11 protein-coding genes and 2 tRNA genes are annotated in these 9,542 nt (G+C 66.7%); 6 read left to right on the top strand and 7 right to left on the bottom strand.

Features of this window, described 5'->3' with window-relative positions; all coding sequences use genetic code 11:
- Nucleotides 1-17 precede the first annotated feature (17 nt).
- Together ACNPNP_RS09120 and orn are read right to left on the bottom strand one after the other, a co-directional pair.
- Nucleotides 18-93, bottom strand: a tRNA-His gene (locus ACNPNP_RS09120).
- A gap of 36 nt (nucleotides 94-129) precedes the next feature.
- Nucleotides 130-756, bottom strand: coding sequence for an oligoribonuclease (orn, locus tag ACNPNP_RS09115; RefSeq protein WP_448965709.1), 627 nt, complete (start codon nucleotides 754-756; stop codon nucleotides 130-132).
- Nucleotides 757-814: 58 nt separating this feature from the next.
- On the opposite strand from orn, the gene ACNPNP_RS09110 reads away from it, so the two are divergent.
- Nucleotides 815-889, top strand: a tRNA-Arg gene (locus ACNPNP_RS09110).
- Nucleotides 890-896: 7 nt separating this feature from the next.
- Here the strand turns inward: ACNPNP_RS09110 and ACNPNP_RS09105 are convergent.
- On the bottom strand, nucleotides 897-1,166 hold the full coding sequence (locus ACNPNP_RS09105; RefSeq protein ID WP_448965708.1) for a hypothetical protein: 270 nt from the start codon (nucleotides 1,164-1,166) through the stop codon (nucleotides 897-899).
- Between the two features lie 198 nt (nucleotides 1,167-1,364).
- Here ACNPNP_RS09105 and ACNPNP_RS09100 point away from each other — a divergent pair, with 198 nt between their 5' ends.
- From ACNPNP_RS09100 to ACNPNP_RS09085, 4 genes are all read left to right on the top strand, one after another.
- Nucleotides 1,365-1,886, top strand: a complete 522-nt coding sequence (locus ACNPNP_RS09100; protein ID WP_448965707.1) for a single-stranded DNA-binding protein — start codon at nucleotides 1,365-1,367, stop codon at nucleotides 1,884-1,886.
- Between the two features lie 81 nt (nucleotides 1,887-1,967).
- Nucleotides 1,968-2,468: a DUF6993 domain-containing protein gene (locus ACNPNP_RS09095; protein ID WP_448965706.1), complete on the top strand. Its 501-nt coding sequence runs from the start codon at nucleotides 1,968-1,970 to the stop codon at nucleotides 2,466-2,468.
- A 58-nt stretch (nucleotides 2,469-2,526) separates the two neighbouring features.
- Nucleotides 2,527-4,206, top strand: a complete 1,680-nt coding sequence (gene ettA / locus ACNPNP_RS09090) for an energy-dependent translational throttle protein EttA (RefSeq protein ID WP_448965705.1) — start codon at nucleotides 2,527-2,529, stop codon at nucleotides 4,204-4,206.
- Complete coding sequence (locus ACNPNP_RS09085; protein WP_448965704.1) at nucleotides 4,199-4,693, top strand: acyl-CoA thioesterase; 495 nt, start codon at nucleotides 4,199-4,201, stop codon at nucleotides 4,691-4,693. The genes ettA and ACNPNP_RS09085 overlap by 8 nt, the downstream gene beginning before the upstream one ends.
- A 21-nt stretch (nucleotides 4,694-4,714) precedes the next feature.
- Here the strand turns inward: ACNPNP_RS09085 and ACNPNP_RS09080 are convergent, their stop codons facing one another.
- On the bottom strand, nucleotides 4,715-5,599 hold the full coding sequence (locus ACNPNP_RS09080; RefSeq protein WP_448965703.1) for an acyl-CoA thioesterase: 885 nt from the start codon (nucleotides 5,597-5,599) through the stop codon (nucleotides 4,715-4,717).
- Nucleotides 5,600-5,649: 50 nt separating this feature from the next.
- Here ACNPNP_RS09080 and ACNPNP_RS09075 point away from each other — a divergent pair, with 50 nt between their 5' ends.
- Nucleotides 5,650-6,315: a DUF8185 domain-containing protein gene (locus ACNPNP_RS09075; RefSeq protein ID WP_448965702.1), complete on the top strand. Its 666-nt coding sequence runs from the start codon at nucleotides 5,650-5,652 to the stop codon at nucleotides 6,313-6,315.
- Here ACNPNP_RS09075 and ACNPNP_RS09070 read toward each other — a convergent pair.
- From ACNPNP_RS09070 to ACNPNP_RS09060, 3 genes are read right to left on the bottom strand one after another with little or no spacing between them, the layout of a single operon-like run.
- Nucleotides 6,312-7,976, bottom strand: a complete 1,665-nt coding sequence (locus tag ACNPNP_RS09070) for an FAD-binding dehydrogenase (protein ID WP_448965701.1) — start codon at nucleotides 7,974-7,976, stop codon at nucleotides 6,312-6,314. The genes ACNPNP_RS09075 and ACNPNP_RS09070 overlap by 4 nt on opposite strands.
- Nucleotides 7,973-8,425, bottom strand: coding sequence for a globin (locus ACNPNP_RS09065; protein WP_448711670.1), 453 nt, complete (start codon nucleotides 8,423-8,425; stop codon nucleotides 7,973-7,975). The genes ACNPNP_RS09070 and ACNPNP_RS09065 overlap by 4 nt, the downstream gene beginning before the upstream one ends.
- The gene (locus ACNPNP_RS09060; RefSeq protein WP_448966156.1) at nucleotides 8,422-9,498 is read right to left on the bottom strand and encodes a mechanosensitive ion channel family protein; all 1,077 of its coding nucleotides are present in this window, start codon (nucleotides 9,496-9,498) and stop codon (nucleotides 8,422-8,424) included. The genes ACNPNP_RS09065 and ACNPNP_RS09060 overlap by 4 nt, the downstream gene beginning before the upstream one ends.
- Nucleotides 9,499-9,542 lie beyond the last annotated feature (44 nt).

Genomic DNA, 9,542 nt, shown 5'->3' with positions numbered 1-9,542 from the left:
GGCCCCTTCTTCGTGATTGGGGTGGCTAACGGGGCTTGAACCCGCGACCCCCGCGACCACAACGCGGTGCTCTACCAACTGAGCTATAGCCACCATGTGCCTACCGGAGCAGGCAACCAGACGATTCTATTACACGTCTGAGGTGAACGACGACACGGTGCGTTCTGCGATCGCACGAGCCTCGTCGCTGGACGGACCTGGCTCTGCCACGAAGACCGCCTCGCGGTAGTACTGCATCTCGCGGATGGACTCGAGTATGTCTGCGAGGGCGCGGTGGCCGCCGTCTTTGGCCGGTGCCTGGAAGAACACGCGGGGGTACCAGCGGCGGGAGAGCTCCTTGACGCTGGAGACGTCGACATTGCGGTAATGCAGCCACTGATCGATCTGCGGCATGTACTTCGCGAGGAACATGCGATCGGTGCCGATCGTGTTGCCCGCCAGGGGCGCCTTGCGCTCGAGCGGCACGAATCGCTTGATGTACTCGAGGGTCTGGGCCTCGGCGTCCGCCAGGGATACTCCGTGGGGGATCTCGTTGATCAGCCCGGACGACTCGTGCATCTTCGTCACGAAATCGTTCATGTTGGCCAACGCCGAGTCGTTGGGCCTGATGACGACCTGGAAGCCGGGGTCGAGCGGACGAAGCTCGAAATCCGTGATGACGACGGCGATCTCGACGAGTTCGTCAACCGAAAGATCGAGTCCCGTCATCTCGCAGTCGATCCAGACGAGTCGATCATTTTCGGACGCAGATACCATGCGCTCAGTCTACTGAGGGCATGGACATCGGCCGGATCGCGGTACCGTAGAAGTATTCGCCTCCGTAGCTCAGTGGAAGAGCATCGGTCTTCTAAGCCGTTGGTCGCAGGTTCGAACCCTGCCGGGGGCACCACACTCTGCTATCCGTTGCGAAGCGCCTGCACCGCGTCATCAGGGCGCCAGAACTCGCCGACGATGCGGAACGCGCCGGTCGCCAGATGCAGGCGCTCGGCGCGATAGCGCAGTCCGTGAGGATCGGCGACGATGCGAACGTGGCCGAGGATACGGCCGTCGGCGTCTTGGACCCGCCAGAGCTGTTCCGACGCTCTCACGAGCCGCTCTCTTCTCGACTCGAGCTGCGGGGTGGCATAACGCACCTCTGGCAGGTGCAGGATCTGTGTATCGGACATCTGGTTCTCCTTCCGGTTCGAACATATGACCGACCACGGACATCGAGGCCGTTGTGAGTCAGCAGCCTTTCCTCCACTGATCAGGTGTTCGTCGCTGTTGTCCACCGATCGCGGGTTATGCGCCCCGCTCGATGGGCACGACGAGGCACTCTGGGGTGATCCGGGCGCGTCCCGGCACAGATGGAAGAGGAGATTGACATGAACGACAACGTGACGATCCTGGGGCGCGTCGGCGCCGACCCGAAACGGAGCGAGACCGCGAACGGTGTCGCGGTGGTGAACTTCCGCGTCGCCAGTCCGCAACGACGCTTCGATGCGAAGACCCAGACGTGGCTCGAGACAGGCACCAATTGGTACAACGTCTCCGCGTTCCGTCAGCTCGCCGATCATGTGAAGGCGTCGCTGCACCAGGGCGACGGAGTCATCGTGACCGGGAAGCTCAAGCTGCGCGAATGGGAGAACGCGGAACGCAAGGGGATGAGCGCCGACATCGATGCCGAGGCGATCGGGCATGATCTGCGGTGGGGCGCCAGCGCCTTCGCGAAGGCGAGCCGCCCCGCAGCCGCGCCCGAATCATCGCACGCGGACGTCGACCTCGCGACCGGGGAGGTGTTCGGCGCCGAGCCCGATGCGGAAGCCGATGACTCCGACGGCGAGTCCGGGGACTCCACGGATCCTGCGATGGCGCTCGTCGGTGGCCCGTGGTCGGCCGAGGACTGATCCGGCGCAGCAGGCGCACCGGCTGACGTCCTGCGACACGGCGAGGTGGGGAGCACGACCGGGTCACCATAGACTCGGAGCGTGCCCCGTCGACTCCCCACCGCTCGTCTGCGTCTCATGGCGGCAGGCGCGGTCGTGGCGCTCGGTCTCGGCCTGGCCGCGTGCGCACCTGACTCGCCGGTGCAGCCGCCGTCGAGCCCGACCGCCGGCGCCGGATCCGCCTCGGCGGCGCCGACGGCGGAAGCACCGACCATTCAGCCCGACGGGACGGCAGAGGACAACCTCCCGCTCTTCTCCGCGATCACCGAGCAGGTGTGGTCGTCGGACGAACGCGCAGCCGGGCGTGCGTATATCGACGCTCTCACCGCGGCAGGTTTCGATCGCAACGCGATGCAGGTGACGAAGGACGTCACGACCGTGGGCAACCCCGTGGAGAGCCTGCAGTACTCGGTGCGCTGGGGCGAAGCGCACTGCCTCGTCGGACAGGTCGGTCCCTCGACGGGGGAGCCGGTCACCGCGGTCGTGGATCAACTCGCCGAAGGACGCTGCTTGATCGGCGAGACGCGACCGATCGACTGGTGATCCATAGCCGGTAGGCTGGAGTGTCGATCTTCGACGCCTACAAAAGGAGCGGTTCTCAGTGGCTGAGTACATCTACTCGATGGTTCGTGCGCGCAAGGCGGTGGGCGACAAGCTCATCCTCGATGACGTGACGATGTCATTCCTCCCGGGGGCGAAGATCGGCATGGTCGGCCCCAACGGCGCCGGTAAGTCGACGATCCTCAAGATCATGGCGGGTCTCGACCAGCCGTCCAACGGCGAGGCGAAGCTCACACCGGGCTTCAGCGTCGGCATCCTCATGCAGGAGCCCGAGCTCGACGAGTCCAAGACCGTCCTCGAGAACATCCAGGACGGCGTCGCGATCAAGGCGAAGCTCGACCGCTTCAACGAGATCTCCGCGCAGATGGCCGACCCCGACGCGGACTTCGACACGCTGCTCGCCGAGATGGGCGTGCTGCAGGAAGAGATCGACGCGGCAGACGGCTGGGATCTCGACTCCCAGCTCGACCAGGCCATGGACGCACTGCGCACTCCTCCGGGAGACGCCGAGATCGCTCCGCTCTCCGGTGGTGAGAAGCGCCGCGTCGCACTCGCCAAACTCCTCCTGCAGAAGCCCGACCTGCTGCTCCTCGACGAGCCCACCAACCACCTCGACGCCGAGAGCGTGCTCTGGCTCGAGCAGCACCTGCAGGCGTACAAGGGTGCCGTCATCGCCATCACCCACGACCGGTACTTCCTCGACAACGTCGCGGAGTGGATCGCCGAGGTCGACCGTGGCCGCCTCATCGGCTACGAGGGCAACTACTCCACGTACCTGGAGAAGAAGGGCGAGCGCCTCGCCATCCAGGGCAAGAAGGACGCCAAGCTCGCCAAGCGCCTGAAGGACGAGCTCGAGTGGGTTCGCTCCAGCGCCAAGGGGCGTCAGACCAAGTCCAAGGCGCGTCTTGCACGATACGAGGAGATGGCGACCGAGGCGGAGCGCACGAGGAAACTCGACTTCGAGGAGATCCAGATCCCCGCGGGTCCGCGTCTCGGCAGCGTCGTCATCGAGGCGAAGAACCTCAAGAAGGGCTTCGGCGACCGCACGCTGATCGACGGACTGAGCTTCAGCCTCCCGCCCAACGGCATCGTCGGCATCATCGGCGCCAACGGCGTCGGCAAGACCACGCTGTTCAAGACGATCGTCGGCCTGGAGCCGCTCGACGGCGGCGCCCTGAAGATCGGCGAGACGGTCAAGATCAGCTACGTCGACCAGTCCCGCTCCAACATCGATCCGGACAAGAACCTGTGGGAGGTCGTGTCCGACGGACTCGACTTCATCACGGTCGGCAAGACGGAGATCCCCTCCCGCGCCTACGTGTCGAAGTTCGGCTTCAAGGGTCCGGATCAGCAGAAGAAGGCCGGTGTCCTCTCCGGTGGAGAGCGCAACCGCCTGAACCTCGCCCTGACGCTGAAGGAGGGCGGCAACCTGCTGCTCCTCGACGAGCCCACCAACGACCTCGACATCGAGACGCTGAGCTCCCTCGAGAACGCCCTGCTCGAGTTCCCCGGTTGCGCTGTGGTCATCACGCACGACCGGTGGTTCCTCGACCGCATCGCGACGCACATCCTCGCCTATGAGGGCACGGACGAGAACCCGGCTCAGTGGCACTGGTTCGAGGGCAACTTCGAGTCCTACGAGAAGAACAAGATCGAACGTCTCGGCCCGGACGCGGCGAACCCGCACCGTTCCACGCACCGCAAGCTGACGCGTGACTGACGCTCCCACCGGCGCCGCGTCGAGGCTGCACGTCCCCATCCACCTGCGATGGGGCGATCTCGACGCGTTCAACCACGTCAACAACACCTCGATGCTCAAACTCCTCGAGGAGGCGCGTGTGCGCGCCTTCTGGAAGGCGGAGGAGGGCGAGACGGCGCCACCGACGGCCGTACTCAACTCCGGCATCGAGGCGGGCACTCTGACGCTCATCGCGCGGCAGGAGATCGAGTACCTCGCGCCTGTGCCGTATCAGCGTCGTCCGCTCGAAGTGCAGATGTGGTTCGGCAAGCTCGGCGGTTCCAGCCTCGAGGTCTGCTACGAGGTGTTCAACGACGCCGAGAGCGCGACGCGCGTGCTGTACGCACGGTCCACGGCCGTGATCGTCCTCGTGGACGCGGCGACCGGCCGCCCCACGCGCATCACACCCGAGATGCGCGACGCCTGGACGCCGTACATCGGCGAGCCGATCACCTACGCGCACCGCTGACGCTCGCGCAGGAGGTCGTTATCAGGTGGCTGGCACCCTGATCATGATCTCCTGCGTCACGCTCGCCGCCAGGACGCCGTCCTGCGTGTAGATGCGCCCCGTCGCGAGACCGCGTCCGCCACGCGCGTTCGGCGACTCCTGCACGTACAGCAGCCATTCGTCGACCCGTGCCGGTCGATGCCACCACATCGCGTGGTCGAGGCTGGCGACCTTGAGTCCCGGCGTCGCCCATGGCACGCCGTGAGCGCGCAGGATCGACTCCTGGATGCTCATGTCGCTGAGATACGCGAGCGCGGCGCGATGCAGCCGCTGATCCTCCGGCATCGGCGCTCGCATCCGCATCCAGACCGCCTGGTGCGCCTTGCGCTCCCCGTCGGCCACGACGTACAGCGGGGATTCGACATGACGCATGTCCACCGGCCGCTCCGTCAGCATCCGCAGCGCCCGTGGATGGACGCCTTCCACCCGCTCCTCGTCGGACGGAAGATCATCTGGTGCGGGGATGTCCTCCGGCATCGGCTGCGCGTGCTCGACTCCCGGCGCCTCATCCTGGAAGGACGCGATCATCGAGAAGATCGGCACGCCGTTCTGATACGCCTGCGAACGCCTGGTCGAGAAGGACCTGCCGTCATGGATGCGATCGACAGCGATCGTCAGCCCCTGAGTCGAGTCGCCAGGGCGCAGGAAGTACCCGTGCATCGAGTGCACGGCCCGATCCTCGGACATCGTCCGCTCAGCCGCGATGAGGGACTGGCCGAGCACCTGACCGCCGTAGATGCGTCCGGTCGGCATGCTGTGCGAGCGACCGGTGAAGATGTCCTCCTCGGTGCGCGCCTGCGTCTCGTCGAGATCCAGCACCTCGAGCAGGTGGTCGACGGATGCCTGAGCCTGTGCCGCTGCGCTCATGGCGCTCCTCCCCGCGACCGTTCAGCCGCCTCGTTGGTAGTTTAGAACGCGTGCCCCCTCGTCTCGTTCTCTCCGATTCCGACACGGCTCGAGACGTTCTCACGTTCCTCGGCCGCGCGATGCAGGTCTCTGACGACGGCATCCGTCTGCAGGGGCGCAACGGCGTCCTGGCGGTGACGGCCTCCGCACTGGCGCCGAAGGGACTGTTCGATCAGACTCCGACCGTCCTCGCGATGCGGATCGTGCACGCCGACCCTGAGCTGGAATGCGACATCGTGGTCGACGAACTGGGTCAGGACGAGGACGAGCGGATGCTGACGCTCCCGGAGACCGGACGCTCGCCCGCATGGGCCGGGGTGGCGCCGCCGCGCGGCGGGTGGGAGCCCGCCGGTGAGCTCTCCGCTGCGACGATCGCACGGCGTGCCCAATGGGGCATCTCCGCCGTCGCCAGGGGAGCGACGCCGGGCGCCGGCGAAGAGGCCGTGCGAGCCCTCAGAGCCGCCATCTGGGGCGAGGCGGACGAGGATCTCGACGGTCTCGTGCGCGGCGTCGCGTTCGCAGCCCACGCCTTCGGATTCATCTCCGGCGAGGAGCAGGTTCCTGTGACGACCTCGGGACGATGGACACGGCTGGCGTTCCGCCGAGGCCATGTGCTCGCCCGCGGCCCGATGGCCACTGGCCTCACCGCCGTGCGCAGTACCGGGTCTCAGGGCTAGCTCTCCCGCGCCGCGCCGCGACCCGCCTGGCGCCCGGAGAAGAGGCATCCGCCAAGGAAGGTCCCCTCCAGCGCGCGGTATCCGTGCACGCCCCCGCCTCCGAAGCCGCTGGCCTCGCCCGCCGCATAGAGTCCGCGGACGGGCGACCCGTCAGCGCCCAGGGCTCGTCCATCGAGATCCGTCTCGATTCCGCCGAGCGACTTGCGCGTGATCACATGCAGCTTGACCGCGATCATGGGTCCTGCGGACGGATCCTGCAGCCGGTGCGGAGTCGCTGTGCGGATGAGCTTGTCACCGCGGTAGGCCCGCATGGATCGCAGCATGCCGATCTGCGCGTCCTTGGTGAAGTCGTTGTCGATCTCCCGGTCACGAGCCTCGACTTCGCGACGCACACGATCCAGATCGAGCAGGTCGCCGTCGTCGGCACGCCCCATCTGCTCGAGCAGGGATTCGAGGTCGTTCTCCACGATGAAGTCCTCACCCTCGTCCAGAAAGGACTGCACGGGCCCCGTCGGGCCCTTCGCGAGCCTCGACTTCAGCAGCAGAGCGATGTCCTTGCCGGTGAGATCGGGATTCTGCTCGCTGCCCGACAGCGCGAACTCCTTCTCGACGATCTGGCGGGACGTGACGAACCAGGAGTGGTCGTGCCCGGTCGCACGCAGGTGCTCGAGGGTGCCGAGGGTGTCGAACCCCGGGAACAACGGCACGGGCAGACGTTTGCCCGTCGCGTCCAACCAGAGCGACGAGGGCCCGGGGAGGATGCGGATGCCGTGCGCCGGCCACACCGGATCCCAGTTCTTGATGCCCTCGACGTAATGCCACATCCGGTCGCCGTTGATCAGGTTCGCTCCCGCGGCTGCAGTGACCGGGTACATGGATCCGTCGACGTACGCCGGCACGCCGGAGAGCATGTGAGACGGCGGCGTGCCCAGCCGTTCCGGCCAGGCGGCGCGCACCAGGTCGTGGTTGCCGCCGATCCCGCCGGACGAGACGATCGTCGCCCCGGCCGTGATCTCGAACTCGCCCACGGCCTCGCGGGAGGAGGAGACTCCTCGAGCGGTGGCGTCGTCGAGCAGCACCTCGCCCCTCGCACCGGTCACCGCGCCGTCGGCCATCAGCAGCTCGGTGACCTTGTGGCGGGGGAGGATGGTGAGCGTGCCCGTCTCCTCGGCGCGCTGCGCGGCATCAGCGAAAGGCGCGACGATGCCCGGCCCCGTGCCCCAGGTGATGTGGAACCTGGGCACCGAGTTGCCGGGACCGATCGCCCCGTACCCGCCGCGCTCCGCCCAGCCGACCACCGGGAAGAACCCGACACCCCGCTCACGCAGCCATGCGCGCTTCTCACCGGCGGCGAACTGCAGGTACGCCTCGGCCCAGGCGCGAGGCCAGCGATCCTCCTCACGATCGAATCCCGCGTTGCCGAACCAGTCCTGCGTGGCGAGTTCGAGCGAATCCTTGATGCCGAACCGGCGCTGTTCCGGCGAATCGATGAGGAACAGTCCGCCGAAGGACCACCATGCCTGTCCGCCGAGATTGGAGCGCGGTTCCTGATCCACGAGGATCACGCGTCTGCCGGCGGAAGTCGCCTCTGATGCGGCGACGAGACCGGCCAACCCCCATCCGATCACGAGAACGTCTGCGGACAGGGGCGTGGTGGTCATGGGGTCTCCGTTGAATCCTGACTGCTGCTGCGGGTCTCGAGCGTCGATCGGCCCGCGGGCGCCGGACCGATGCCCGACGGCTCCATGGTGTTCACCATGGCATATGCTGCGCGCTCCAGGTAGTCCCAGAGCGTCGCGTCGTGCAACGGTGAGAGCTGCACCTCATCGAGCGAGGTGCGCATGCAGCGCAGCCAGCGATCGCGTGCGTCCGGGTCGACGCGGAACGGCATATGACGCATCCGCAACCGCGGATGCCCTCGCGTCTCGCTGTACGTGGAGGGGCCGCCCCAGTACTGGGCCAGGAACATCGTGAACCGCTCGGCGGCGGGGCCGAGATCCTCTTCCGGATACATCGGACGCAGGACGGGATCGAGCGCCACCTCACGGTAGAAGCCGTCGACGATCCTCTCGAACGTGGCGTACCCGCCGACCTCGTCGTAGAAGGTCATGACTCGTCCTCCGGCTTGTCCTTCGGTGTCGCCTTGGTGTCCTTCTTGCGCCAGATGCCTCGTGAGACCGGCGGCACTCCCGTGACGGCGTTGGGCTTGGTGGTGGGCGGATTCGCGCCACGCACACGACGTGCGCCCTCGGGACCCGTGGGGACGACCGATTCGAGGCTGGGGATCGAGAGTCCCATCTCCTCGATCGCGCGCTTGAGGCGCATGCGCAGTTCGCGCGCGACGTCGTCCTTCGCGTTCGCTCGGGTCTTCAGCACCACCCGGATGACGAGGGCCTCACCGGTGATCGATTCGAGTCCCCACACCTCGGGACGCTCGATGATGCGCGTGCGCCACTTGGGGTCTTTCGCGAGCCCCTGCGCGGCCTGCAGAAGCGCTGCTTCGACGTCGGGGACGACGGCGTCGACAGGGACGCCGAGATCGACGATGGCGCGCGCCCAGCCCTGCGACATGTTGCCGATGCGCAGCATCTCGCCGTTGCGCACGTACCAGAGCGTGCCGTTCACGTCACGCACCTGGGTGATGCGCACACTCACGTGCTCGACCACGCCGCTCGCGAGACCCGTGTCGACGACGTCCCCGATGCCGATCTGGTCCTCAGCGACGATGAACAGGCCGTTGAGGACGTCCTTGACGATGTTCTGCGCGCCGAAACCGAGACCCGCGCCGATCGCGGCGGTGAGGAGGGTGAGGGAGCTGATCAGGTCGGGAGCGATGACCGCCATCACCATCAGCAGCGCCACGATCACGACTGCGACGTTGATGATGTTCTGCAGGATGCTGCCGAGAGTGCGCGTTCGCTGGATAAGTCGCATGTCGGCGAGGGGGGAGCGCTCGAGCGCCTGCGTGTCGTCGACGTTCGCCTTCGACTTCGCGGTGTCGACGATGCGGTGCACGATCCTGCGCACGACGAAACGGAGCGCGAATCCGATCAGGAACGCCACGGCGACGATGATCGCGATGCTGATCGCCTTGCCGCCGATCAATCTGAGGATCTCGAGGAACGACACCCACACCTCGTTCGCCGTATCAGGCGCCGGATCGGTCTCGAAGGGAAGCAGCAGCACCCTCTGATCCTAGCGATCGGGGGGGGCGACAGCTGGAAGAC

This window comes from Microbacterium xerophyticum (assembly GCF_053543555.1).
The sequence above is the reverse complement of the archived record's forward strand: the minus strand, read 5'-3'. Positions and strand labels throughout refer to the sequence as shown.

Coding starts and splice junctions, on each gene's coding strand:
- ACNPNP_RS09080 (WP_448965703.1), bottom strand. CDS start 5,599: ATGAGCGCAGCGGCACAGGCTCAGGCATCCGTCGACCACCTGCTCGAG.
- ACNPNP_RS09070 (WP_448965701.1), bottom strand. CDS start 7,976: ATGACCACCACGCCCCTGTCCGCAGACGTTCTCGTGATCGGATGGGGG.
- ACNPNP_RS09105 (WP_448965708.1), bottom strand. CDS start 1,166: ATGTCCGATACACAGATCCTGCACCTGCCAGAGGTGCGTTATGCCACC.
- ACNPNP_RS09100 (WP_448965707.1), top strand. CDS start 1,365: ATGAACGACAACGTGACGATCCTGGGGCGCGTCGGCGCCGACCCGAAA.
- orn (WP_448965709.1), bottom strand. CDS start 756: ATGGTATCTGCGTCCGAAAATGATCGACTCGTCTGGATCGACTGCGAG.
- ACNPNP_RS09065 (WP_448711670.1), bottom strand. CDS start 8,425: ATGACCTTCTACGACGAGGTCGGCGGGTACGCCACGTTCGAGAGGATC.